The sequence below is a fragment of the Pseudoalteromonas rubra genome (assembly GCF_000967655.1).
Classification (GTDB): Bacteria; Pseudomonadota; Gammaproteobacteria; order Enterobacterales; family Alteromonadaceae; genus Pseudoalteromonas; species Pseudoalteromonas rubra_A.
Map to the genome: position 1 here is coordinate 16293 of NZ_JXYA01000037.1, position 25367 is coordinate 41659.

The 25367-nt window shown below is 53.0% G+C and carries 24 protein-coding genes; 15 read left to right on the top strand and 9 right to left on the bottom strand.

From position 1 onward, the window contains the following. Positions 1-238 precede the first annotated feature (238 nt). The 3 genes from ubiD (at position 239) to TW77_RS15355 (ending at position 3109) form a co-directional block, all read left to right on the top strand. Positions 239-1711, top strand: coding sequence for a 4-hydroxy-3-polyprenylbenzoate decarboxylase (ubiD, locus tag TW77_RS15345; RefSeq protein ID WP_046005857.1), 1473 nt, complete (start codon positions 239-241; stop codon positions 1709-1711). 144 nt (positions 1712-1855) lie between these two features. After that, positions 1856-2569 (top strand): NAD(P)H-flavin reductase, encoded by a 714-nt coding sequence (fre, locus tag TW77_RS15350; protein WP_046005858.1) that lies wholly within the window; start codon positions 1856-1858, stop codon positions 2567-2569. A 129-nt stretch (positions 2570-2698) separates the two neighbouring features. Further along, complete coding sequence (locus TW77_RS15355) at positions 2699-3109, top strand: CBS domain-containing protein (RefSeq protein WP_046005859.1); 411 nt, start codon at positions 2699-2701, stop codon at positions 3107-3109. 18 nt (positions 3110-3127) lie between these two features. On the opposite strand, the gene add is transcribed toward TW77_RS15355, so the two are convergent. The 7 genes from add to cyaY form a co-directional block, all read right to left on the bottom strand. Then, positions 3128-4123, bottom strand: coding sequence for an adenosine deaminase (gene add, locus TW77_RS15360; RefSeq protein WP_046005860.1), 996 nt, complete (start codon positions 4121-4123; stop codon positions 3128-3130). A gap of 355 nt (positions 4124-4478) precedes the next feature. Then, positions 4479-5582 (bottom strand): heme biosynthesis HemY N-terminal domain-containing protein, encoded by a 1104-nt coding sequence (locus TW77_RS15365; protein WP_046005861.1) that lies wholly within the window; start codon positions 5580-5582, stop codon positions 4479-4481. Continuing rightward, entirely contained in the window at positions 5579-7378 is a 1800-nt protein-coding gene (locus tag TW77_RS15370) for a uroporphyrinogen-III C-methyltransferase (RefSeq protein WP_046005862.1), read from the bottom strand. Before TW77_RS15370 ends, TW77_RS15365 begins: the two co-directional genes overlap by 4 nt. Before the next feature lies 1 nt (position 7379). Further along, positions 7380-8318, bottom strand: a complete 939-nt coding sequence (gene hemC, locus TW77_RS15375; protein WP_046005863.1) for a hydroxymethylbilane synthase — start codon at positions 8316-8318, stop codon at positions 7380-7382. Positions 8319-8337: 19 nt separating this feature from the next. Continuing rightward, positions 8338-9207: a DUF2914 domain-containing protein gene (locus TW77_RS24365; protein ID WP_052713218.1), complete on the bottom strand. Its 870-nt coding sequence runs from the start codon at positions 9205-9207 to the stop codon at positions 8338-8340. Between the two features lie 17 nt (positions 9208-9224). After that, positions 9225-9878 carry an alpha/beta hydrolase gene (locus tag TW77_RS15385; protein ID WP_046005865.1) on the bottom strand — a complete coding sequence of 218 codons (654 nt, stop codon included), beginning with the start codon at positions 9876-9878 and terminating at the stop codon, positions 9225-9227. After that, on the bottom strand, positions 9878-10198 hold the full coding sequence (gene cyaY / locus TW77_RS15390; protein ID WP_046005866.1) for an iron donor protein CyaY: 321 nt from the start codon (positions 10196-10198) through the stop codon (positions 9878-9880). Before cyaY ends, TW77_RS15385 begins: the two co-directional genes overlap by 1 nt. Before the next feature lie 127 nt (positions 10199-10325). Between cyaY and lptM the strand changes: the two genes are divergently transcribed. From lptM to TW77_RS15425, 7 genes are all read left to right on the top strand, one after another. Then, on the top strand, positions 10326-10523 hold the full coding sequence (lptM, locus tag TW77_RS15395; RefSeq protein ID WP_046005867.1) for an LPS translocon maturation chaperone LptM: 198 nt from the start codon (positions 10326-10328) through the stop codon (positions 10521-10523). Then, a complete protein-coding gene (gene lysA, locus TW77_RS15400) occupies positions 10524-11777 on the top strand; it encodes a diaminopimelate decarboxylase (protein WP_046005868.1) in 1254 nt (417 codons plus the stop codon). A gap of 87 nt (positions 11778-11864) precedes the next feature. Further along, the gene (gene dapF, locus TW77_RS15405) at positions 11865-12695 is read left to right on the top strand and encodes a diaminopimelate epimerase (RefSeq protein ID WP_046005869.1); all 831 of its coding nucleotides are present in this window, start codon (positions 11865-11867) and stop codon (positions 12693-12695) included. Continuing rightward, positions 12692-13336, top strand: a complete 645-nt coding sequence (locus TW77_RS15410; protein WP_046005870.1) for a DUF484 family protein — start codon at positions 12692-12694, stop codon at positions 13334-13336. Before dapF ends, TW77_RS15410 begins: the two co-directional genes overlap by 4 nt. Next, positions 13333-14277: a tyrosine recombinase XerC gene (locus tag TW77_RS15415; RefSeq protein ID WP_046005871.1), complete on the top strand. Its 945-nt coding sequence runs from the start codon at positions 13333-13335 to the stop codon at positions 14275-14277. The genes TW77_RS15410 and TW77_RS15415 overlap by 4 nt, the downstream gene beginning before the upstream one ends. A 59-nt stretch (positions 14278-14336) precedes the next feature. Continuing rightward, positions 14337-15041, top strand: a complete 705-nt coding sequence (locus TW77_RS15420; RefSeq protein WP_046005872.1) for an HAD-IA family hydrolase — start codon at positions 14337-14339, stop codon at positions 15039-15041. A gap of 116 nt (positions 15042-15157) precedes the next feature. After that, positions 15158-16657 (top strand): peptide MFS transporter, encoded by a 1500-nt coding sequence (locus tag TW77_RS15425; protein ID WP_046005873.1) that lies wholly within the window; start codon positions 15158-15160, stop codon positions 16655-16657. Between the two features lie 64 nt (positions 16658-16721). Here TW77_RS15425 and TW77_RS15430 read toward each other — a convergent pair whose 3' ends face one another. Further along, a complete protein-coding gene (locus TW77_RS15430; protein WP_046005874.1) occupies positions 16722-18029 on the bottom strand; it encodes a hypothetical protein in 1308 nt (435 codons plus the stop codon). Positions 18030-18107: 78 nt separating this feature from the next. Between TW77_RS15430 and TW77_RS15435 the strand changes: the two genes are divergently transcribed. The 5 genes from TW77_RS15435 (at position 18108) to TW77_RS15455 (ending at position 23076) form a co-directional block, all read left to right on the top strand. Further along, on the top strand, positions 18108-18983 hold the full coding sequence (locus TW77_RS15435) for a dTDP-4-dehydrorhamnose reductase family protein (RefSeq protein WP_046005875.1): 876 nt from the start codon (positions 18108-18110) through the stop codon (positions 18981-18983). Between the two features lie 11 nt (positions 18984-18994). Further along, entirely contained in the window at positions 18995-20131 is a 1137-nt protein-coding gene (locus TW77_RS15440; protein ID WP_046005876.1) for a retropepsin-like aspartic protease family protein, read from the top strand. Between the two features lie 43 nt (positions 20132-20174). After that, positions 20175-20867 (top strand): pseudouridine synthase, encoded by a 693-nt coding sequence (locus TW77_RS15445; RefSeq protein ID WP_046005900.1) that lies wholly within the window; start codon positions 20175-20177, stop codon positions 20865-20867. Positions 20868-21062: 195 nt separating this feature from the next. Then, positions 21063-21935: a hypothetical protein gene (locus TW77_RS15450; RefSeq protein WP_046005877.1), complete on the top strand. Its 873-nt coding sequence runs from the start codon at positions 21063-21065 to the stop codon at positions 21933-21935. Between the two features lie 79 nt (positions 21936-22014). After that, positions 22015-23076: a GGDEF domain-containing protein gene (locus tag TW77_RS15455; protein WP_082078945.1), complete on the top strand. Its 1062-nt coding sequence runs from the start codon at positions 22015-22017 to the stop codon at positions 23074-23076. Here the strand turns inward: TW77_RS15455 and TW77_RS15460 are convergent. Continuing rightward, complete coding sequence (locus TW77_RS15460) at positions 23073-25364, bottom strand: penicillin acylase family protein (protein WP_046005878.1); 2292 nt, start codon at positions 25362-25364, stop codon at positions 23073-23075. The genes TW77_RS15455 and TW77_RS15460 overlap by 4 nt on opposite strands. Positions 25365-25367: the final 3 nt, after the last annotated feature.

The following is a 25367-nucleotide window of genomic DNA, read 5'->3' on the forward strand; positions in this document are numbered from 1 at the left end:
AAATACTGCGCAATGCGTCCGACTATAACTGAAAGCCAAAAGCAAAGATATATGAGGACTAAGGACTATTGCGTCGAATCAATTAATTCTACTGTTAGCATAATAGTAGTTAATAAAGTTGCAATACACACTCAGGGTCACCGGGTAAACCAGACGGGCACGACGAACGTAAATACCTGTTCTACCTCTGGCGACTTGTTATACTAGCGCCATCAACTCTGAGTAGCCCAAGATAGTGATGAAATATAAAGATTTGAGAGAATTTATTGCCCTGCTGGAAAAACAGGGTGAGCTGGTGCGGGTCAGCCAGCCCATTTCCACCAAACTGGAAATGACCGAAATTGCCGATCGTACATTGCGCGCCGGGGGACCTGCCATCCTGTTTGAAAACCCCATTGGCTTTGATATGCCGGTGCTGGCCAACTTGTTCGGCACCCCCAAACGGGTGGCGATGGGCATGGGCCAGGATGATGTCGGCGAATTACGCGAAGTCGGTAAACTGCTGGCATTTTTGAAAGAGCCAGAGCCCCCAAAAGGCATCAAAGAAGCGCTTGGCCAGATCCCGGTATTCAAGCAAGTGCTCAATATGCCAACTAAGGAGCTGAAAAAAGCCCCCTGCCAGCAAGTGGTATTGCAAGGGGATGAGGTGGATCTCACCCGCCTGCCCATTCAGCATTGCTGGCCCGGTGATGCCGCGCCGTTGATCACCTGGGGCCTGACGGTCACCCGAGGACCCCATAAAAAACGTCAGAACCTGGGCATTTATCGTCAGCAGCTACTCGGCAAAAACAAGATCATTATGCGCTGGTTGTCGCACCGTGGCGGGGCACTGGATTTTCAGGAATGGTGCCAGCAAAACCCGGGCGAACCGTATCCCGTGTCGGTTGCACTCGGCGCCGATCCGGCTACCATCCTCGGCGCAGTAACGCCGGTGCCCGATACCCTCAGCGAGTATGCCTTTGCAGGTCTGCTGCGGGGCAGTAAAACCGAGGTGGTAAAGTCTATTTCTAATGACCTTCAGGTGCCGGCCACTGCAGAGATCATTCTCGAAGGCTACATTCAACCGGGCGAGACAGCACCGGAAGGCCCTTATGGCGATCACACTGGTTACTATAACGAAGTCGATGACTTCCCGGTCATGACGGTGACCCATATCACACATCGTGAAAATCCCATTTATCACAGCACCTACACCGGCCGACCACCCGATGAGCCAGCTATTTTGGGCGTTGCACTGAACGAAGTTTTCGTGCCCATATTGCAAAAGCAATTTCCGGAAATTGTCGATTTCTACCTGCCACCAGAAGGCTGCTCTTACCGCATGGCGGTGGTGACGATGAAGAAACAATATCCGGGCCATGCCAAACGTGTGATGCTGGGCGTGTGGTCCTTCCTGCGTCAGTTTATGTACACCAAGTTTGTGATTGTCTGCGATGATGACGTCAATGCCAGAGACTGGAACGATGTGATCTGGGCAATCACTACGCGGATGGATCCCGCCAGAGACACCACTATGATAGAAAATACACCGATTGATTACCTCGACTTTGCGTCGCCGGTATCAGGCCTTGGCTCAAAAATGGGGATGGATGCCACCAACAAATGGCCGGGTGAAACCGACCGTGAGTGGGGCGAGCCCATTGTGATGGATGAGGCAACCAAGCAACGCGTAGATGACATCTGGGACAGCCTCAAAATCATGAAGCCCTAATTAATCTGACAGACTTTTTTCTGGCATGTCGCAATGCATCATGCCGGAATCTGTCTGTCTCGGTGTGAAAGCGGTTACAGGGTAAACGTGAGTGTGCTAAAGTGCACACACTTTCACCACCGTGCTTATTTTCTAAGGTAAAAAATGCAAGTACTTAAAGCCACCGTGGCCGAGATTTCGCCACTGACTGAATACGTATCTAAAGTTGTCTTAACACCGGAGCAGGATGCCGAATTTGCCGCTGGCCATTACCTGCAATTAGTACTGGGTGAAAAAGACAAACGCGCCTTCTCTATCGCCAGCAGCCCGTCAAAGAAAAACGCCCTGGAGCTGCATATTGGTGCCTCGGGTGCCGATTCTTACGCGATGCAGGCGCTGGATCATTTAAAAGCGGCGCACACCAGCCAGACTCAGGTAGACCTGGAAGTGGGTTTGGGTGTCTCTCAGGTTCGTCCTGAGCAGGCAAGACCGCTGGTTTTGCTGGCGGGCGGTACCGGATTTTCTTACGTCAAATCCATGGCCGACCACCTCGCTGAAATTAACTACGATCAGCCGGTACTGTTTTACTGGGGTGTTAAAGAAGAATCTGCTTTGTATGCCAAAGCGGAAATGGAAGCCTGGGCAAACAGCAGAGCCAACTTCCAGTTTATTCCTGTGGTAGAACATGCCTCAGAGGCCTGGATGGGCCATACCGGTTACGTGCACCAGGCGGTGATGAAAGACATTGTGTCTTTGGAGCCATACAGTGTTTACATGGCGGGTCGCTTTGACATGATTGGCATTGTGCGTGATGACTTCATCACCCACGGCGCCCAGCGCGAATTTATGTTCGCGGATGCATTTGCATTTATCAAGTAATGCACTGTGATGCGCGGTTGCCAGATCGCGCATCAATTCATAAAACCAATCGCTGCGATATAATTAATCCATTTTAAAAATCAATTGCCTTGATCCATACTGACTCTGTTACTTAACAGGAGAATTCATATGGCTAAACAATTTATCGCAGACATCATGTCGACCCAGTTTCCGCTGATCACACCCGAGACCGAAATCACCGACGCCATTGCTCAGCTCGAAAAGTTCGCCCTCTTCGGCGCACCGGTGCAAAATAGCGAAGGTAAACTGGTGGGCTTTATTTCTGAGCAACAATTACTGACGCCGTTACTGCAAAGCAGTTACTTTTGTGATGGTGCCACTGCGGTTGGTCAGCTCATGCGCACAGAGACTCTGTCGGTCAGTCAAACCACGACTGTGGTCGACCTGGCCACACAGATGCAACAGGACAAGCCTAAAATTTATCCGGTCATCGAAAATGACAAGGTAATTGCAGTTGTAACCCGCAGCCAGGTGCTCAGTGCACTGAAAGAGAATTACTTAAGCTGCTCAGCACACTGAGCAGCTTAACGCGCAGGGTTAGGCGTATTTTTGCAACAGCGCCTGCTTGTCTGAATCACTTAAGAAGGCAATTTCAATCGCATTCTTTTGCGCCTGAAGAATATCTGACTCACTGAGGCCCGCCAGTGGCGCCGCTTTTTCAAACTCGTTGTCCAGCTCGACCCCTTGTACCGCCGGATCATCGGTGTTGATTGTGGCCAGAATACCGTGGTCCAGGAACTGTTTAAGCGGGTGTGTTTCTATGCTTGCCACTGTGCTGGTCTGTAAGTTGCTGGTCAGGCAAGATTCAATACCAATGCGATTATCGCGCAGATAATCCATCAGTTTAGGATCTTCGATGGCTTTTACGCCATGGCCAATGCGCGTTGCGCCGAGCTCGTTGATCGCCTGCCAGATGCTGCTGGCACCTTCCGCTTCTCCGGCATGGATAGTGGCACCCAGATACGCATCGCGTACTTGCTTGAAGTGATCGATAAACAAAGCACCCGGGAAGCCGATTTCATCCCCGGCCAAATCGACCGCTACCAAATCGTTTTTAAACGCCAGCAAGGCATCCAGTTCATACTGGCATTTTTCAACGCCAAAGGTGCGCGACATAATGCCAATCAGATTCACCTGGATATCCAGCCCGCGCGTTGCGGCTTTGATCCCGTCGACCACGGCTTCCACCACGCCCTGCGGATGCAGGTTATGGGTTTTGGCCATGTAATACGGGCTAAAACGCAGCTCAGTGTAATCCATGTTTTGCGCCATGGCGTCTTCGACATTTTCTACGGCAATACGGCGACAGGCATCATAATCTCCCAATACCTTAACGCCCCAGTCCAGCTTTGCCAGAAAGGCCATCAGGTTAGGTGCATTGTCAATGACCTGGACGTGAGGCCTCAGACCTTCTACATCCAGCGCAGGCAATGGCATATTAAACTTCTGACCGAGGTCCAGTATGGTCTCAGCACGGACGTTACCGTCTAAGTGGCGATGTAAATCAAGTAAAGGTAGTTTGGTATTGATCATAGGACACCCGGATTGCAGATAAAATTTTTCAGATCATACGCAGCCTAAGTGTAGATTCAAGGACAAATATCCGCAAAGTGACAAATTAAACCCAGGCACCCCCAATGCGAGCACAACTTGTAGGGGAAAATTGGCACAAAAAAACCGGTCGGGCGACCGGTTTTTATACCAATTTGCTTAATTAAGTGTTCTATTTTGAGGCGAGAAAATATGTTCGATAACAAGGCAAAAATTTGTGAACCTATGTCTAAGGTATGAGGTTCTAAATGAGAAATTTTTAACACAGTTAGCGTCATATTTGCTCCGTCAAATTGAACAGGTATTAAGTGAAATTGGTATTATAAATCTCTTAAGGTTACTGCGTAGCCAACAGGTAGGCTTTATCAAACTGCCCGGTTTTGGCATAAGCCTGCTCTGCCTGCTGCTGCCACAGTGCCTGCCACGGCGATTTTGCCAGTGTGTCGAAAATCTTGGCCGCCAGTTCATGCTCTCCTTCGGCATTGGCCAGACATGCCAGACTGAATAATAACTCCGCCTGCTCCGGCTGCTTCTGCAATGCCGCCTGGATCAGTTTGCGTAATTCAGGATCGGAACTGCCAGCATATTGTAAGGCCTCAGCGAGCTGCTGATACTGACCTTTTTTCAGGTACTTTAATAAGTCTCCGCGCACCGCATCAAATTGACCCAAACGCAGCGCCTGTTGAGTCAGTGCCGGGGCAGCCAATGGCCGCAACGCTTTGGGTAAGGCATTAAACGTGGTCTGAGCCGAGCTTTCGTCAATGGCAAACAGCGCATGCAGGTACTGCTGCCAGCGCGATTCTGACCAGCCCAGCTGTTTGTGCCTTTGCTGGATCAGTGCCAGTGCTTGCTGCCCTTTACCGGCCTGGAGCAAAGCGTCCAGGTAACTGGCCACAACATTGTCCGAGACTTTTTTCTCGTCCATTTGTGCGCCAAGTAACAGCAGTGCCTGTTCACCCTGGTTCGCTTCCAGCCACAACTTGGCCACCTGACCTTGTGACTCTGGCGACATTGCCTGCAGGTGTGCCAATGCCTGAGCCGGCTGTAGCTGCTGCAATGCAACCCGTGCAGCCATTGCACGCTGCTGATCCTGCCACTGATCTGGTAAATCAGCGATGCTCAGGGCCTGCTGTAATTGTTCGTCATCGCCATTGATACATGCCCACAGCGCGGCTTCAAACGCCTGTTGCTGGCGCTTGCTTTTACGGCCTTTCAACCAGCCGCGACTGCGGGCAAATGCCCGCCACAAAGTTCCGGCCAGGTTTAACAGCACAGATCCCAACAGCAGCGCAAAAATCAGTATGACACCGAGTGCAAACAGGGAGGTTTCTATGGTGTAGTTGTTCACCGCAACCAGTAAGTAGCCTTTTTCATCGATCAGCAAGTGGCCCGCCGCCAGCACACCCAGCAGCACCATGACTGAGATCAGAGTGCGTGTCATTGTAACCACTCCTTCACCGCCTGCGGGGTTTGTAGCTCAAGCACGCGTTGCGTTGCAAACTCTTGCTGCTGTAATACTTTCAGGCCGGTTTGCATTGCCGCCACCGCACTGTCCTGGGTACGGTAATAACGCGCTAAGGTGGCGCTTGCCCCTTCCAGGGCGGTGAAATAAACACTTTGCTGGTGCTGCATCAGAGCCGTCTGCGCCTGACGTAAATAACTGCTCAGCTGGGCCCGAATAAGCTGCTGCTCTTCACCGTCCAGTAGCGGATCGATGACAGGTTTATCATGCGAGCGCACCTTAATAAACTGATCCTGAATTTTGAGCCAGGAGCGCCAGGCATTGGCTTTCCAGTCACTCACCTGCTCGGTCAGTTCACTCTGCTCACTGTGTTGCTGCGTCGGTTTAGTCATCACCTGTAACGGTAAATTGTCAGCCTGGCTAATATAGCCGTGCAAGTCCAGATACAGTGCTTCTTGCTGAGGTTTCGGCTGCGCATTGAGCAGGGCCAGATCGGCGGCAATGGCGGTTTGCACCGCTGCTGTATTGCTTTGCGAACGCACCAGATCATGTAACCGTGTGAGCGTTGCCCCCGCCGCCAGATAATGGCGTTGAATATTGGCCTGAAACTCTGCGCTGCGGATCAGCGCATTGATTTCGGCTTTCTGAGCACCGCCAAGCTGTTTTTTAGCAGCCTGTAATGTGCTTTGCAGCCGCTGTTCAAGCTGTTGAGTTTGCGCACTCAGTTGTTTTGCAACTTGTTGCTCACGCTGGCTCACCTGCGTATTCAGCGCAGCCAGCGTTTGCTCACTGGCACTCAGTGCCTGGCGCAATTGCTGATTGTCGCGGTTAAGCTGATCCACAGCCTGCTGGTACTGAGTCAGCTGCTGCTGTCCAAGATAATACACACCCGCAGCACCGGCGCCGGACGCCAACGCCACCAGCAGCGCCAGTACGGCAGTTTTGCTGACTTTGTCTGAGACGGCTGCGGGTTTGGCTGCCTTGCCCGAAGACTGAGGGCCTGAGTGACCTTGTTGTTGTTCTGTCATAGTTCCACCTTGGCGGGGCTGATTATCCATAATGCAGGCCAGTAACGCATCGTTATCTGCCCCTGCACTGATGGCGATTTGTTTGTCTTCAATCGCGTATTGTTCGCGAAGGTATTCAGCACTGCGTTGACTGACCAGATAAAACCGGCGACTGCTCAGCCAATTCAGTAATTCGCTCTGCTGGGTATTAAAAACGGCATCAATGGCCGCATTACTGGTGATTACTATACCGTCAATACCCTGCCTTTGCCAGTGGTCCAACCAGATATCAGAGCCAGTCGCAGCCGGGATCCGCTCATACACCACACAATGCGATAGCAAAGCACCACGCTGTTTCAGTATTTTACTGATCAAGGTGCGGCCGCCACGCCCTTTGACCACCACAACCCGTTTATCTTCAACCTGTTGCAGCTCAGGCAGCGCGAGCAATCCCTCTGAGTCATGTTGCTTTGGCACACGCGCACGGCGACCAAAACAGGCCTCGATGGCGGCTGCGGTCTGCTCGCCTACGGCGAAAAACTGACAATCGGGGGAAAAATCAGGCTGATGCTGTGCCAGATAGTGCACGGCATCCTGAGAAATGAAGATCAGCTGCTCGGCATCCACAATGGGCGCCAGCTCGGCCTCGCTGACAGGCAGTTTTACCAGCTCCAGTACGGGGGTGCAGTCACACGGGACCCCCTGCGCTTCAAGCTGCTGCGCCAGCAAGGTTCCTTTGCCGGCCGGGCGGGTGATGGCTAGTTTCACATTAGTTGTCCCGATAAACCTCGGCCAGAATTTGGTCCGCACCTTGTGCCAGCAAAGTCTCTGCCAGGCGGATCCCCAATTGCTCAGCATCCGCAACCGGACCGCTTTGCTCACCGCGTAAGATCTGGCTGCCGTCAACTGCGCCCACCAGGCCGCGCAGTGTTAGCTGCTCGCCTGCAATTTCGGCAAAGGCACCAATCGGCACCTGACAGCCCCCTTCCAGGCGACGGTTCATGGCGCGCTCTGCCAGTACTCTCATCCGCGTTTCGCTATGCTCCAGTGGGGCCAGCCAGGCCTGGACCTGTGCATCATCACTGCGGCACTCAATCCCAACCGCGCCCTGACCATTGGCCGGCAGAGAGTCTTCAACACTGACAAAGCTGGCAATGCGCTCAGCCATTTCCAGTCGGATCAGGCCTGCGGCGGCAAGAATAATGGCATCGAATTCACCGGCATCCAGTTTCGCCAGCCGGGTATTCACATTACCACGTAAGTCTTTGATCACCAGATCCGGGCGCATTGCGCGGATCTGACACTGACGACGCAAGCTGGAGGTGCCCACTACGGCGCCCGCAGGCAGGTCAGCCAAGGCCTGATATTGGTTCGACACAAACGCATCGCGCGGATCTTCACGCTCACAAATAGTATGCAGCTCTAACCCTGCTGGGAAATCAACCGGCACGTCTTTCATCGAATGCACGGCGATATCCGCACGTCCTTCCAGCATGGCCTGCTCCAGCTCTTTTACGAACAAGCCTTTACCGCCAATTTTAGCCAGCGGCGTATCGAGGATTTTATCCCCCTTGGTCGACATAGGTACCAGCTCGACGGTCAGGTCGGCGTGAAACTTTTCCAGTTCGGCTTTTACAAATTCGGCCTGCCATAAGGCCAGCGCACTTTTTCTTGTTGCGATACGCAACACGTTATTTTTCGTCGTCATGCTTTACTCAGTCTGCTCACTATTGAGCGGTTGCAATAATTCTAAAGGTTTTTTGTGCCAACAGCTGCTCATCAACGGTGATCACTTCAATGCGCCACTGGCCACTTTGGCTGGGCATTATGTTTTTGCTGGAATAGGTGCGATGGCGGTAAGCACTGATGGCCAGATCTATTTCTGCCATCAACTGATCCTGATGAAACCACAAATGGCGGATGGTTTGTCCCTGCAGGCCACGTACTTCGGTAAAGAAATACAACTTATCCGCAAAGGCCGATTGCTCAACGCTGTCTTTGAGTACATTCACCGGCTCCCGGTTGACCACCTCAGTGGTGAGCACTGCGCGGCTGATGTGATTGGTATCCACTTGTGCCGCCATGGCCACGCTGGCCACCTGAGCGTCGTCAGCAAAGCGCTTGGTCGGCTCGTTGCTGGCTTCTTCATCGGTCATTACATCCGCACTCTGCGGCGCAACATCGTCACTGCTTTGCTCATCATCCAGCTCTGCTTCAACCCGGGTGACAGCCGGTACGACAGCTGCCATCACAACTGCCTGAGTTGGTGATGCTTCGATGACAGGCTCAGCGGCGAATTCACTGGGCGCGGATGCCGCGACACTAACAGGCACGGGCTCACTGACGGGCGCAGATGTTTTAACACCATCCGGTTGCGGGTCTGATTGCGCAGCCGCCTGATAGTCATTCAGTGCCGAAGCTGGTTGCTCATCGGCACTGACCGAATTTACTATCCCATAAAACAAAGCGGCTAAGCCACATGCCGCCACACTGCCAACGGCACCAATTCGGCGCCAGTGATATTGGTAGGTCACGGGCCTGGCCGGGCCTTCGTTTGCTTTGGTTACCGCTGTTTTAATCACAATGCGTTGTGTCATGGGTGTTCACTCTGTTGTCACGTTAACCTGGCCAGTAACCAGGTGCGGATTGCCTCCAGCTCTTCCTGACAAACCTGATGCTGCATCGGGTAATCCTGCCAGCTTACTTCATAGCCTTGTGCTTGTAAGGTTTCAAATGCCTGTCGTCCTGCCATCATCGGCACCACAGGATCCAAACTGCCATGTGCCATAAACACATTGAGGTCGGTTTGCCGTGCCTCCTGAGCCAGTTTATCCGGGGCACACATGTAGCAAGAGAGTGCCAAAACGCCGCCCATGCGGGCCTTAAAACGCGGTGCTACGTGCAGCGCCATCACGCCGCCTTGCGAAAAACCAGCCAAAATAATACGCTCCGGCGGAATGCCCGCAGCCAGCTCGGCATCAATTAATGCCTCGACCAATTTCGCTGAGTCTCTCACACCCGCTTCGTCGGCTCTTTTATCCAGATCAAAAGATTTGATGTCATACCAGGAGCGCATCACCATGCCATTATTCACGGTTACCGGCTGCTCTGGCGCATGCGGAAAAATAAACCGGACACCCAGTTCGGCGGGTAACCTTAGCTCTGGCGCAATAGGTAAAAAGCCGTCGCCAGAATCGCCAAGGCCATGCAGCCAAATCACACTTGCCCTGTGGGTTCCCTGGGCCGGGTATTCTACAAACGGCAGCATCAGTCGTGCTGCCATTCAATGCGCTGGCCCGCCTGGCGGGTAGCGGCATCGCTCATAAACTGCCAGAACTCAGCGCCACTGCGGTTATCAATCCACTGAGTGTCGCGCAATTCAAAGTGATGCCCGTTAAACTTAGTGGCCACCCACACCTGGTGCAGCGGGGCTTGCTTATTAATCACTATTTTACTGCGATCCGGAAAAATGATTTCCAGGATCCCGGATGCCGATTCATAATCCAGGTCTACCTCACAGTCGTCAATTTGTTCCTCAATGGTTAACATTAACGCATCGGCTAACTCGTGATATTCATGATCTGTCATAGCTTGATCCTTACTGTGCAAACCCCGAAAGTCCGCCACTTTGGCGCAATTAAATTTACTTTCTAAGCTGCTTTTTTTACCAATTCTGTTACTCTGCGATTATAAAGGCACTGACATCATTAATCTAATGAAAGCGACACACACTCAATTTAGCCTATTTACCCTGATCTTGACCAGCCTCTTGCTGTTAAGTGGATGCGGTCAGAGTGGGCCTCTATACTTACCCGAGCAACGCGCCCAACCGACCAACGCGCCCGAGCAGGCTCCTCAGCCTGACAAGGATAGCGGATCGTCTGAGGATGCTGATACGAAACAGGAGTCATAAATGGATTTCTTTCACTATCAGGATAATCATCTCCATGCCGAGCAGGTAGCCATCCGTGATATCGCCGAAAACTATGGCACTCCCTGTTATGTATATTCCCGAAAGACGCTGGAGCGCCACTATCATGCGTTCACCGACGCGGCACAGGGACACCCTCACCAGGTTTGTTATGCCGTCAAGGCCAACAGCAACCTGGCTGTGCTGAATGTCTTAGCCAGATTGGGGGCCGGATTTGATATTGTCTCTCAGGGTGAGCTGGCACGGGTACTCAAAGCCGGCGGCGATCCGGCCAAAATCGTGTTTTCCGGCGTTGCCAAAACGGCACAGGAAATTGCTTTTGCGCTTAAAACAGGCATCAAGTGTTTTAATGTAGAGTCTGCCGCTGAATTGCGTCGCATCAGTGAGGTTGCCAGTGAGCTTGAGCTGCTTGCGCCCATTTCTATTCGGGTTAATCCGGATATAGATGCCAAAACACACCCCTATATTTCCACCGGGCTGAAAGAGAATAAATTCGGCATCGACATTAAAGAAGCCTTTAATGTCTATCAACTGGCATGTGCTCTGCCCGGCATCGAAGTGGTGGGTATCGATTTTCATATCGGCTCACAGCTCACTGAAGTTGCGCCCTTTATTGCCGCGCTGGACAAAGTACTGGCGCTGGTCAACACGCTTGAGTCGGCCGGTATTACATTAAAGCACCTGGATATTGGTGGCGGTCTGGGCGTGCCCTACGACAGCGAAAAACCACCCCACCCCAGCGCCTACGCCGCTGAGGTCAAGGCACGACTTGCCGACTATCAACATCTGGAGCTGATCTTTGAACCAGGCCGTGCCATTGCAGCGAATGCCGGCATACTGGTTACCAAAGTGGAATATCTGAAGCCAACCAAAGACAAGCATTTTGCGATTGTCGATGCAGGCATGAACGACATGCTGCGCCCTTCGCTGTATCAGGCGTGGCAGCAGATCATTGCGGTTGCCCCAAGGCAAGATGATACGCCTTTGCATACCTATGATGTTGTAGGGCCTGTTTGTGAGACCGGAGATTTTATCGGCAAAGATCGACCGCTCGCGATTCAGCCTGGCGACTTATTGGCACAACGCGGCGCCGGGGCCTATGGTTTTACCATGAGCTCAAATTACAACTCACGCCCGCGCATTGCAGAAATTATGGTCGATGGCGATACTTGCCACCTGATCCGCCAACGAGAAACGCTGGAATCGCTGTGGCAGGGCGAGCAAGTGCTTCCGTAATAGCGCACGGCGTGGCAAAGTAAGGGTATCACAATCATAAAATAGGTGCGTGCATACACAGCGCGACACCAAAATAGATAAGGCTTTATGTTTGTAAATTTTTCAAAGATGCATGGTTTGGGCAATGACTTCGTGGTCGTGGATAACGTGACCCAGAATGTCTTTTTGTCGCGGGACCAGATCCGTAAACTGGCACACCGCAATTTTGGCATCGGATTCGACCAGCTACTGTTGGTTGAACCGCCCTATTCGCCCGACCTGGACTTTCATTATCGTATATTCAATGCCGACGGCACCGAAGTAGAACAATGTGGCAATGGCGCACGCTGCTTCGCCCGCTTTGTCCGCATGAAGGGCCTGACCAACAAACACAAAGTGAGCGTGTCCACAAAAGGCGGCAATATTACGCTGTTTACCGAAAAAGACGGCCAGGTCACCGTGAATATGGGCAAACCCGAATTTGCGCCCGCACAGGTGCCATTTAAGGCAAAACAGCAAGAACAAACCTATATTCTGCGCGCCGAAGAACATACGGTGTTTTGTGGTGTGGTTTCTATGGGGAATCCGCATTGCGTGATTGAGGTCGAAGACATTGAGCGGGCAGATGTGAGCACGCTTGGACCGCTGCTGGAAACCCATGAGCGCTTTCCAAAACGTGCTAATATTGGCTTTATGCAGATCATTAACCGTGAACATATCAAACTGCGTGTCTGGGAGCGGGGTGCCGCAGAAACCCTGGCATGTGGCAGTGGCGCTTGCGCTGCCGCAGTCGTCGGCATAGCGCAGGATAAACTGGCCAGCACAGTGCGTGTTGACCTGCCCGGAGGCAGCATTCAGGTGCGCTGGAATGGCCCTGGCCAGAGCGTTAAAATGACTGGCCCTGCAGAACACGTCTTTGACGGACAAATTGCGTTATGAGCCACTCAGAAGGTCCACTGACACACCAGCAGGTGCAGGACTTTCTGCACCAACATCCCGATTTTTTGCTAGCGCACCCGTATCTGTTGCTGGAGCTGAACCTGTACAACGATACCCAGGGCGCGCCTAACCTGGCACTGTTACAGCAACGTACTTTGCGTGAACAAAATCAGCAGCTGCAAAAGCAAATTGCGCAGATGGTCGCGCACGCACAAGAAAATGAACAGATTTATCGTTTGTTCAGTGAGTGTCAGCGACGCCTGTGGCAATGTCAGAATGTGTCAGCCCTGACCGAGCTGTTGAGTCAGGAGTTAACCCAACTGCCTAACGTCAATCACTGCCAGCTGGTTAACCTCAGTGACGACAGTGAGCAAGCCCGTGCAGTGAATGCGCTCAGGCACAGCCGCTTAAAAGACAGCAATGGTTATCAGGGCCGCCTGAATCAGGCAGAACGCACCGGCCTGGTCGAAGACGAACAATGTCAGTCGTTTGCGTTATATACACTGGGCGACAAGGATAACCCGCAGGCCGTGTTATTGTTTGCCAGTCATTGCGCCGATCATTTTGCTCCTGGTAACGGCTCGCTGTTTGTCAGTGAGCTGGTGTCTTCTTTGCAACTTAGATTGCAGCATCTGGCATGAGTAAACCCCACCTGGATGTGGATCCAAGCGAGCTTGGGCCGGGCTGGCTGGAGCCGATTGCCGACTTTGCCAATTACCTGAAATTTGAACGTCAGTACTCAGCCCACACCCTGGGACAGTATCAACGCCAGTTATTGCAGGCGGCAGCTTTTTTTGCCCCCCACTGTGAGCACTGGCTGGCAGTCAGCAGTGAGCTGGTCAGGCGCTACTCAATGCAGCTGCGCACCCGCCAATACAACCCGCGCAGTATCAATCTAAAACTCAGCTGTGTGCGCAGCTTATACAAGTTTTTGCAGCACAAACACGCCACAGATCAAGACGCCTACAACCCGGCCCAGGGGCTGCGCGGACCAAAATTTCAAAAGCCACTGCCAAAAAGCCTCGATGTGGATCAGATGGCACAACTGCTGGACATTGCAGATGACGATGCGCTCGCAGTGCGCGACAAGGCCATGATGGAGCTGATGTATTCAAGCGGACTGCGGATCAGTGAGCTGGCCAATGCCAATCTGCACGATATCCGCGATGGTGAAATACGGGTGCTGGGTAAGGGCAATAAAGAGCGGGTTGTGCCCGTGGGCGGTAAGGCCCTGGAGGCCATTGCACTGTGGCTCAAGTATCGTCCTTTGTTTGCACCTGCTGATGAGCCAGCACTGTTTGTCAGCAAACGCAAAACCCGCATCTCGGCCCGTCACGTACGTGCCAGAATGCAGGAATGGGGGATCCGCCAGGGCATTACGGGCACCATTCACCCCCACAAACTACGTCACTCCTTTGCCACCCACTTACTCGAATCCAGTGGCGATCTACGGGCCATCCAGGAAATGCTGGGCCACACCAGCCTATCGGCAACTCAGGTCTATACCCATGTCGACTTTGGTCATCTTGCCAAAGTGTATGACAACGCCCATCCCCGAGCCCGAAAACAACGTAAAGACTAAGTAGGCCTGAAGCGTTTCTTTAGGTACACTCTGGCAAACTTGAACAACTGAGAGGTGTTATGCGATTTAACCGTGCTATTGATGAGATCCAGGTACTGAGCTTCGACCTGGACGATACTTTGTATAACAACCACCCTATCATTGCGAATGCGGTGCAGGCAATGAACGACTACGTGAATGCACTAGCGCCCTGGCGTGCCCAGGGTCCACAATTTTGGCTCGAATGCCGCCAGCACGTTGCCACCGAGCAAAGCGAGCTCACCAATGACGTTACCCGCTGGCGTCAGGCTGCGCTGCGCTATGGCTTACAGCAAGCCGGATATAGCGATGCAGACATTGAACACCACACCCATAGCGCCTATCAGGCGTTCGCAACCGCACGCAGTCAGATTGAGGTCAGTGCATCGGTCTTGGCGCTGCTGGCGCGTTTGAGCAAGCGCTTCCGGTTGATTGCCATCACCAATGGCAATGTTGAGGTAGAGCGCTTCAACCTCGCCGGTCAGTTCGAACAGGTGTTTATGGCAGGGCGAGATGGCCGTGCCAAGCCCCACGCCGATCTGTTTGACGCCGCCTGTCAGTACTGCGCTGTGGCGCCGCACCAGATACTGCACATAGGTGACAGCCTGGATACGGATGTGCAAGGTGCCAACCTGGCTGGATGTCGCAGTGTTTGGCTTAACAATCAGGATGTTGCCTACCGTTATCAGGGTCTCGCCGACATTGAAATTGGTGATATCCATGCCCTGTCATTACTGCTGAAATAACCTCTGCGCAGGGCATTTCCTCTCGGTCGAAGGCCAACTGACTTCGGTTGCAAATTTTTAACAAATCACGTACTAATAAGACTTTCGGATAATAAAACAACAATCGGAAGTCTACTATGTCATCTCAGGACACTCATCTTGATACGGGATTTTTTGGCCATCCCAAAGGCCTGTCTACCCTCTTTTTTACTGAAATGTGGGAGCGCATGAGCTACTACGGCATGCGCGCCCTGCTGGTGCTTTTTATGACCGCCTCTTTGCAAGAAGAAGGCCTGGAGTTCACCGTGGCAGCAGCTGCGGCCATCTATGGCTTATACACAGGCGCGGTGTACTTTCTGGGCTTACCCGGTGGCTGGATAGCCGATCGCCTGCTGGGCGGTCAGCGCACCGTCTGGTACGGCGGCATCATCATCATGTGTGGCCATATCGTGCTGGCCATTCCGGCCCATGAAACCTTTTTTATTGGCCTGATCCTGGTGGCTGCAGGCACCGGCCTGCTAAAGCCCAATATCAGCGCCATGGTGGGTCAGCTTTATCGTGACGAAGACGAACGACGCGATGGCGGCTATGCCCTGTACTACATGGGGATCAACCTGGGGTCGGTGCTCGGCTATACCATTTGTGGCTACTTTATGGAAAATCTGGGCTGGCACTGGGCGTTTGGTGCCGCCGCGGTAGGCATGGGCGTTGGCCTAATTCAGTATCGTCACACTCTGGGTAATATTGCCCAGGTCGGCGACCAGCCCAGCAACCCGCTCTCTGCTGAAAAGGCACGCAAGGCCTGGTCGGTCATAGGCGCGGTGGTTGCCGTCGTTGCGGGCGTGGTGGCACTCACCTACAGCGGGCTGATCACCATTAATCCGGTGGTGGTTGCCCAATATGTGGCTGTGGCGTTTACCCTTATCTTCTTCGCCTATTACGGGTTTATTTATTTTGCCGGTGAGCTGGAGCACGATGAGAAACGCAAAATGTGGGCACTCTTTTTGGTCTGTGTGGCCTCAGCCTGCTTCTGGTCCGGGTTTGAGCAGGCCGGTTCTTCTTTAAACCTGTTTGCCCGCGACTATACCGACCGACTGATTGGCGACTTTAGTATTCCCACCGCCTGGTTCCAGTCAACCAACTCCTTTTTTATCATCATACTGTCGCCCTTCTTCGCAGCCCTGTGGATCAACCTGGCCAAGCGCATGATCTCACCGTCGTACACAGTAAAATGTGCCATTGGCCTGGTGATCATGGCCAGCGGCTTTATCGTCATGTTCTTTGCCGCTCAGTACGCTGCGCAAGGCCTTAAGGTAGCGCCCATGTGGCTGGTAACCACTTACTTTCTGCATACAGTTGGTGAGTTATGCCTGAGCCCGGTAGCACTGAGTGCAGTCAGCAAGCTGTCGCCAAAACGCTTTGCCGGACAGATGATGGGCGTATTTGTGTTAACTTACTCAATCGGTAACATTATCTCGGGCCTGCTGGCTGGTAATTTTGACCCCAATAACGTGGAGCAGATGCCTAATCTGTATCTGCAGATCAGCCTGTTCTGTATTGGCGTGGGGATCCTGGTTGGCCTGTTTGGTTTGCGTGCCAAAGTCTGGGAAGGTCAGGGTCAGCAGCAAGCGGCATGATGCATTGTGCTTTAACTACCGCTTATTGAGGGAATGGGGTCTGCTAAAGTGCAGACCCCATGCTTTATAGGCTAAAATAGACAGTGCCCGCCACAACTTTGCTTTGTTCAACAAAAAAGTGACCAAACCAGCTTTGCTGTTCAATTTCCAAAACATCATCCACTAATTCTTCATCTGTTATATCAAGGTCAGATAGCGATGTGTGATATGCAAGATGGCGAAATTGCCACGGCTGAAAGTCAAACAGGCGTGTGGCCTGCCACAGTTGCGCATTTCTAATGCGGATAGGTTCAAGTAAATCCAACTGCTTAACTCTGCCGCCCTTCTCCAGGGTAATCACCTCGCTGCACCCGCTCATATACACCTGCTCACCTTGCACTGATACAAGCTCAATCATCCCGGTAAGGTCTTTTTCTTTTACCGATGTGCTCTGCGCTGTGGTCAAACAAGGTAAAGATGATACCCCGTTTTCAAGCGTGGGTAGTTTCCCTATTTCAAGGTGCTCCAGCTTAGTGGCCTCACTCCCCTCATCGGCCAGCCTGACTTTAACCGTTTGATTAACAGAAAATGCTTGACGAATAAACTCACCTTGCGAGTCGTCCATCATGAGCCCGTTTGATACCGTCAGCGAATTCTCACCCACAGTGAGCATCATGTCCAGGGACTGAAACTCGACAAGATTATTAATAACGGTTGGGAAAAGAAAGTTAGCATACTGGTAGCCCACAAACTGATCATCGATAAAAAATAACGCATGATTGCGTCCTATCGTAGCCAATCGAGTTTTGGCATCAAGTTGCCAGAGCAGGCTAAAGCGCCCGATCAAACGTTCAGCATCCGCAAAGTGGGTACCTAAATGAATACCGAATACGCTCGATGGCGTAATAACATTGGTGGGCAGATGCTGCTGCTTCACCTCACGCACGATATCAATATTGATTGCGTATTCGGTCACAGACGACTGTTGGTGTTGATTAACCGGTTGCACATTCAAATCAGCGGCACGTGTAACGCGATTATTGGTGGCGCATGTCTTCACAGCATGAGCCGTGAGCTTAGCCTCTACTATCGTGTGGTACAACGCTGAACCGGATACTTCGTCATAGTCGAAAGTGAGTGAGTCAATCTCAATACCATTAGGATAGCCTGGCAACTTACTCTGCAGCTCATCAAAGAGATCTGCTTTTAATAAGTCGAAAATATCATGGAGCTGCTGACCTTTTCGCTGCTTTAATTCAGCTTGAAGTTTCAAGGCGGGGCGGACATCATCCAGCGTGCAGCTGCTGCCAATTGGATAAATTGCTGCGGCCACCACATGGCCACAAAACAGCGATACCGTGGCCACCAGAGCACGGACATTCAGTATTTTCATTGCAAATCCTTCTGTGTTGTAATAACAGTTCGCAGGTACAATAGAACACAGTTAGCACACTTTCGCAACGGAGCCAGCATGACGAAAATCGCCATTACCGGCGCAACCGGGTTACTCGGGCGCGCCATTTATAGCACACTAGAACCACACCATGACGTGATAGGGTGTGGCTACCGGCGAGCTACAGCTCCCTTGGTGGCACTGGATCTCAGTGAGCAGGCTGAGGTTTGTCGATTTTTGGACACCTACCAGCCGGATGTGCTGATCCACGCTGCCGCAGAGCGCAAACCAGATGTCTGTGAAACAGATCATGCTCAGACATTGGCACTCAATGTTGCTGCCAGTGAATACCTGGCCACACAATGCAGCCAGCGTGGGATCCGATTATTTTTTATCAGCACCGACTACGTCTTTGACGGCGCTCAACCGCCTTATAACGAACAGGCAAAAACCAACCCGCTCAATTTTTACGGGCAGAGCAAGCAACGGGCAGAGCAGGCTGTACTGTCTATCGACCCGGCCCATTGCGTAATCCGCATCCCAGTGCTGTATGGTGAGGTCGAATATCTGGCCGAGTCGGCTGTGACGGTGATCGCCGAGCAGCTCAAAGCATCCCCATCCGGTGCACACGACGACTGGGCCGTCCGCTACCCTACTCATGTTGAAGATGTCGCACTCACGCTGGCCGACTTAGTGGCACTGCCTGCTGAAAAACTGGGGGGGATTTATCATGTGTCGGATACTCAGGCGATGACCAAGTATCAGATGGCACGCACTATGGCAGCGCAGTTAGGCATAGACGCCGAACAACTTGTTGCGTTGCCTGAGCCGACGCAAAGCGCAGCCCGACCGCACAACTGTGCACTTCAGGACACCCGCCTGCACAAGTTAGGGATTGCCCATCATCGCGATTTTGCCTCAGCGATAGCAAGCGTGCTGAGTAAGCACCGCTAGGAGCACAGGTAATGCAGGTGAAATCAACGCTGTTAGGACTCTCTTTACTGCTCAACACTTACCTGGGCTGGCAGCTCTATCAGTTATCGCCTGCATTGCAACCTGCAGATTCGACTTTGCCTTCTTCGGCTCCGCAGGCCAGAGCAGTACAATCCAAAAACAGCGACACGCCAGCCTCTGTTGCCCAGGCCCAGCAGGCATTTGAGCAAGCCCGTTATGAACAGGCTCTGGCCAGTTTGCTGCAAGCGCGACAAACCCACCCGGACATCACAAAGCGCTATGCGCAGCAGTGGTGGCAATGGATAGATACCCAGTTGGCGCAAGCCAGCCATGCCCAGTTGTTTGCCCAGCTGGCGCTGGTACAGGGTTACCTCAGAGCCGACCCCCAGGCAGTGACAGCACAACGGCTAGAAATTTTGCTCTATCAATCTCTTGGGCAGCCCGATGAGGCACTTACCCGGCTCCTTATTGCGTACCGGCGCAACCCACATTATACCGAGTGGCAAACGCTGGTTGATACCTTGCTGGTGCCGCGTCTGGTCGCGCTGAGCCAACAGCAACAGTGGCATGAGCTGCTGACACTTGCCGCCCCCTGGTACGATGAAAAGCCACAGGTGCTGCCCCTGCTGACACACCAGGTCGAGGCACACCTGGCATTATTGCAGCCTGCCGAAGCCTTGTTTTTAATTGCCCAGGCGGACCATACCCTGCGCCACCACCAAAAGACTGAGGCACTTTATCAGCGCGCCCAAGCGCTGCAACAGGGCGTTACGCATGTCCCGCTGCGTCGCCTGGGTAGTCATTTTGTCCTCGAAGCCCGACTCGCAGGCACCACCATTGAATTGATGATAGACACCGGCGCCAGCGTGACGTCGCTGACCCAACAGCAATTCGCGACCCTGGCGCAGGCCGTTGACTATCTCGATACCCGCACTGTGTCTACGGCCAATGGTCTGGCGAGCGTTGAGTTTTACCAAAGTGAGCAGATGCAAATTGGCGATCAGGTACGCGGTCCCATGCAATTTGCGGTGATGAATGAGATGCGGGCTGGCCCCGGACTGCTGGGCATGAACTTCCTGCGCCATTTTGACTTTGATATCGACCAGCAAAATGCGGTGCTGATTTTGCGCCCGCGCAGCCACAATTGATATACTGAGCTTTTGCTCCCGGGTTATCTCCTTTATGCAGCCAATGCGCCTAGCCAAATACCTGAGTCACTGTGGTGTCTGCTCCCGCCGTCAGGCCTCTCGACTGATCGAAGCCGCAGAGGTGACTGTGAATGGTCGCCCGGCGAACCACATTGACCATGTTACCGACGCCGACGACGTTTCTGTCAGCGGTCGCCCGGTCTCCGGTCCAGCCCCGAAAAAGCTCTACGCGTACCACAAACCGGTGGGCATAGACTGCAAATTACGCCCGGACGACGCCAGCAGCCTGATCCATTACCTCCCTCCAGGTGAGCGTGTTTATCCCATTGGCCGGTTAGATAAAGACAGTCGCGGGTTGTTGCTACTCACCAATGACGGCGAACTCTGCAACCGACTTATCCACCCCGACCATCATCAGGAAAAAGAATACCAGGTGGTGGTAGACCGCCCGTTTGATGCGCAATTTTGTGCGCAAATGCGTGCAGGTGTGCCAGTAGATGGCGTCATGACTCAGCCGTGTCGGGTCGAGCCTGTTTCAGCCGATTCCTTTACCATCATTCTCAAACAGGGGCTGAACCGACAGATCCGTAAAATGGCGCGTTATTGTGGTTATCGGGTGGTGGATTTATATCGGGTGCGGATAGCCAATTTGCACCTGGATGCACAGGCTCTGCCGCCCGGACACTATCAGGCCATTGCCCTGACGCAGCTTGAACTGCTGGAAAAGGAAAAATAATACCGCCCGACTGGCTGTCTGGGCGGTAAAAAGTAGCATCGCTAAGCAGTATAGCGCGCGGCGAGCCGCGACACACTGTGGCAAATTGTCGCACCACCATTGACCCTTTTTATGCTGAATATTTCTCAAGGCGCTAGTAATTCTCGGCCGACGCAGGTAGCGTCAGGGCTCCTGAATAACTAAAAGTCATCACGTATGGAATGGATTGCCTTTACCTGTCTGGCCGCATTTAGCCAGGCTTGGCGTAACGCCCTGCAAAGCCGTTTGAGCCAGCACGCCAGTGTGGCCAGTGTCACGCTGGCCCGTTTTCTGTTAGCCACGCCTCTGGCCGCGCTATACCTGCTGGGCCTGTACCACTGGCAGGCGGCACCCGCACTGACCTTTAATCCAACTTTACTGGGCTATATTGGCGGCGCAAGCGTGATGCAGATCATCGCCACCGGGTTAATGGTGGTCCTGTTCAAACGCAATAATTACGCTGTGGGCGTGGGCCTGGCCAAAAGTGAGGCTTTATTGGCGGCTATGCTGGGCATGGTATTTTTTGGCTCTCACCTGAGTGCGCTGGGCTGGCTGGGAGTGCTGCTCGGCGGCATTGCCGTGCTGCTGCTCAGCGGCGTGACCCTGCGGCAATTTCAGCTATCGACCGCCCTGCTGGGACTTGCCTGCGGCGGTGCCTTTGCACTCACGTCTTTGTGGGTGCGAGAAGCAAGTATCGCCACTCAGTTACCCTTTCCTCATAGTGCAGCCTGGGTATTGCTACTGGTGTTATCCTGTCAAACGCTGCTGCTGGCGGGTTACCTAAGCTATGCCGAAGCCGACTCCTGGCGACTGCTATGGCGACATCGCCGGCTGACTAGTGCAATCAGCACCACCAGCTGTATCGGGTCGATTGGCTGGTTTAGTGCCATGAGTTTGCAACACGTTGCTTATGTGAAGACCCTGGGCCAGATTGAAGTGTTCTTCACCCTTGCTATCTCATTATGGTGGCTGAAAACACCCGTTGCCCGGCGTGATACGCTGGGACTGGGGCTGATAGCACTGGCCGCAGTGCTGGTCATGACGGGCTAGGCGACAGGCCTGACATAAATTTTCAGGGAAAAAATGTGGACCCTTTCTATACTGAAGATATTGCAACAATAACAACTGAGTGCCTTACGTGCCGATTGCGCAACACATTTATAGTCAGCCAGATGAAGTAGAGCTGGTCAAAGTAAAGCTGTTTAAGCAAGTCGCTTACTACTGCTTGTGCTTACATTTGCTGTTTATTTTCGCCTTCTGGTACAGCCAGGTGTATATCCTGGCCATCGCCAATATCGCCAGCGTCGCAGCGTGGGCAACGGGGATATATTTGCTCAATCTGGGCCACAGCCATCTGGCACTCAGGGTCTTTTGTGTCGAAGTCACAGCCCATTCTGTACTGGTGTGCGCCACGCTTGGCATGGACTATGGCTTTCAGTATTACCTGTGGACCATCGCTTGTATGTTACTGCTGGATATGAAACTGAAATTACGACTGGCCATCACCCTGTCGCTGAGCCTGATCGTGCTATTTGCCGCCCTGTTTGAGCTGTTTAATGACGTGCAAACCGCATTTGTGTTCCATGACTACGCTCGCCCTATTCATTTTATTAATGTCTTTGTCTGTGGTTTGCCGATGATTTACGTTATTGGTCATGTCCGCGAAAGCACCTTTATTCAGCGCCATCAGCTGGCGACCCTGGCGGCCAGAGATCCGCTCACTAATTTGTTTAACCGCCGCTATGCCAAGGAGCTGATCCTCAGGGCGCACAGTAGTTGTGCACACAATGGTCAGAGTCTGTGCGTCGTCATGGCCGATCTGGACCACTTTAAACAAATCAACGACCAGCAGGGCCATGATGTGGGAGACGAAGTACTGCAAACCGTATCTGACATTTTGCGTGAGCATGTCACTGATCAGGATATTGCGGTGCGCTGGGGCGGTGAGGAGTTTTTACTGGTGCTGGTTGACTGTGCACTGGAAGAAGCGGTTCAGCGCCTTGAAACACTGAGACAAACGCTGGAAAAGCAGCGCTTTAACGGCGATGAGCTGACGGCAACCATGAGCTTTGGTGTGGCCTTATGGCACACTGCGCTGCCCTTTTCTGTGACCTTGCAGCTGGCCGACGATGCGCTATACAGCAGCAAAGCAAAGGGCCGCAATTGTATTACTGCAGCCCGCTCTGGCTAGTTCAGGGGTGTAAACGAAATGCGATGGGTGATTTTACCCGGTAACAGGGGCACCGCCTCACCTTGTGCATAGCCACTAAAGCCAGCCCGATAAAACGGCGATAAAGGATGGCCGCTTTGCCCTCCCGCAATGCTCATAATGGCGTTATCCAGGTGGCCTGGTTGCGCGATAAAGCGCTGAGAAGCGCCAAATGCCGGCTTTTGTACCGCAGGCATATAGCTATCACCAAACCCCGCAACCACCGGCATATCGAGCAAGCCACTGAGCAGCGGAATTTGCCGACTAAACGGATGCTTCACCTCGAGCTGATTCACCCGCCCCCATTGCCACGCCGCCATATCCCGGCCCTGTGTTTCTGTTAGCTGCGCCTTGGCCGCTTCATAGGAAGCCAGTAACAGGCTATCCCAGTCAGAATGCGGTGCTTGCCAGTGCGCAGGTTGCTCACGCAGCAGCTGCCACGCAGCCGGCTCTAGATAGCGCTTTAAGGGTGACAAGCTGCCCTTTGCTTGTTGCAGCCTTGTTTCTACCGGTGCAAACAGCTGATCAAGCGTATGATCACGAAAACGCCTGACCAGGGTGTAACCAACCGAGCCCGGGCAAGCGCACGCCTGCCAGTCGGACAGGTATTGGCTGTCACGGGCATAGCGGTCGCCATTGTTTGCCAGTAGCTCGCTGAGCAGCTGATGCCAGGGCATGAGAAAGCGCGCTTCATTATCAAGCTGCAAACGCATAAAGTCTGCCTCATCAAACTGGCTCTGCGCCATCAGGCGATCGCGGATCTGCACTGCCCGCGCGCCCAGTGCATAACCACCATCACCAAAACGTAGATGCTGCTGCGCCGACACCACCCGGGAGTTGGCCGTCCATAGCTTGCCATGAGAGGGGTTTTTAACCACCGGACGCTGCACTTCGTTGTACTGCCAGTCAGTACTGTAACCCTGGCTGGGCACCGCCAAATCACTGGGCACTGAGCGACCCGGCACCGCGCCCGTTGGGCGCCATGCGGCATTGCCTTTGGCATCCACAACCACCAAGTTTTGCACCGGGATAGCAATGTGTGCGGCCTGCTCCAGCGCACTATCCACAGAGTCGGCCTGCTCCAGTGTCAGTAGCCCAAGATTAACCGAATAGTCCTGGTGTGCCACCCAGCTCAGCGCATAGGGCAGACCCTGGATCTCCTTAACCGGGCCAAAATCACTCATTGTCAGCTTGAACGTTTCACTCTTGCCATCCGGCAACTTCAGCTGCTCAGTAACCTCCCAGATGTTGTCATTCTGCGGGTCGAGCTGGATCCAGTCAGCAGTATCCAGATAGCCATTGGTAAATCCCCAGGCGATGTGATTGTTACTGCCCACCACCACAGCGGGTGCTCCCGGTAAAGTGACGCCCGTCACCTGAATGGGCTGATTTGTTGCGGAGTTATAGTTTAGTTGCGCGCGATACCAGATAGCCGGTGCGTTTAAGCCAAGGTGCATATCGTCTGAAAGCATGGCTGCACCAGTTTGAGTATGCTGTCCTGTAACAGCCCAGTTGTTACTCCCATAAAGCGGAAGCTCTTTGATATGAGTAATGTCACCAACATAAGCAATGTCACCTAAATTTGGTATAAAGACCTCTTTTTTGGTGACTTTAGAGCCATCAAGCGACGCCTGATAATTTCCAGGCTGAAGAATAAAGTCCAGCATTTCTTTTCCAAACAGCGACTCCACCAAAATTAGCGACTCATCTCTTTTTATCGTACTTTCCTGCAGATCCAGATACATACTGAAAATTACCAGTAAGCTATCTTGTGGCTGCCAGGGTCTGACTTCAGCACCCAGCAGCAGGTACTCAAAACTTTTCACTCCGCTTTGCGCCTGCCCTTCATTCACTCCCTGGGTATAGCGCGCCAGCAACACCTGCTCAGACTCCGGCAGTTGCTGCAAAATGGCCTGACTCAGGGCACGAAAACGGTGAAACCTCAGGCGCTTATCCAGCCCAATCGCCGCTTCACCAAATAATTCACTCAGCTCTCCAGCGGCATTACGACGCAGTAAATCCATCTGGAAAAAACGGTCCTGACCATGTGCAAAACCCAGTGCATAAGCAGCATCATGGCGGTTCTGAGCCGTGATCACCGCCTGCCCCAGAGCATCTCGCTCTAACGTCACGGCTGCACTCAAGCCGCCCGACTGACCCTGCCCGTCGAGTGCGGGCAAACTCAGTGATAACATGCCATACACCACAGCACTGGCAGCCAGTGCAAGCAACACCAGCACCGCAACCCCGCGTTTCAGCCAAGTCAGCATACC